The following is a 953-nucleotide window of genomic DNA, read 5'->3' as shown; positions in this document are numbered from 1 at the left end:
GTCAAGAACCTGAATTCTGACCTTCTCGCCGAACTGCAATGCCATGGCGTCCGCTGGGATGGCGCCGATGGTTTGTCCCGCAAAGGCGGAGCCGGGCCATCCGATCACAAGGCACTGAGCCTGGGTGAACACACCGCCATGGTGCCGATGCTGAACAGAGCATCGCTTGACTCGCCCTACTCCGCAATTCCAGACGCCAGCGGTGCCCAGGCCCTGATTTTCCGTGAGGGTTTGCAGGTCGGCCAAGTTCAGCTCCCCGGCGTGCCGAGGTTTTATGGGCTTCAAACCGAGGACGGCACCCCTTACTGGAAAATCGCCACGTTGCACAGCAAGGACGTCTTGGCCACCACCATCCTGCAACATTGCATTCGCATGAATGAAGCGGCCACATCTTGTCAGTTTTGCGCCATCAGCCAGTCCCTGATCAATGGCAAGACCATCGCCCGAAAGCGCCCTGCGCAACTGGCGGAAGTGGCGAAGGCAGCGGTGGAACTGGACAACGTAAAACACATGGTGATGACCACCGGCACCCCGCAAACCAGTGACCGAGGGGCAGCGATCTTGTGTGAATCCGCCGCAGCGGTAACAGCCGCCGTTGACCTGCCCATCCAGGCGCAATGCGAGCCGCCAGACGACGATGCCTGGTTCCAGCGACTTAAAGACAGCGGAGTGGTTTCTTTGGGCATGCACCTTGAAGCGGTCACCGATGCTGTACGTCAACGCATCATGCCCGGTAAGGCGGAGGTGCCCTTGGAGCGTTACTTCAGCGCCTTCGATGCTGCTGTTCAGGTGTTCGGTCGCGGTCAGGTCAGTACTTACATCCTGGCGGGGCTCGGCGACAGCGAGGACGCCATTGCGCAAATGAGCGAACGCTTAGCGAGTGTCGGGGTGTATCCGTTCGTAGTGCCGTTCGTGCCTATCGATGGTACCCCGCTCGCCCGTCACCCCAAACC

1 protein-coding gene is annotated in these 953 nt (G+C 60.0%); it reads left to right on the top strand.

Going from position 1 to position 953, the window contains the following annotated elements; genetic code table 11:
- Positions 1-9: 9 nt before the first annotated feature.
- The coding region (locus AC1DRJ_RS29735; protein WP_477805272.1) for an MSMEG_0568 family radical SAM protein at positions 10-953 on the top strand (944 nt) is incomplete at its 3' end.

The organism is Pseudomonas sp. P5_B2, from assembly GCF_056400445.1.
This window is presented reverse-complemented; position numbering and strand designations above follow the sequence as displayed.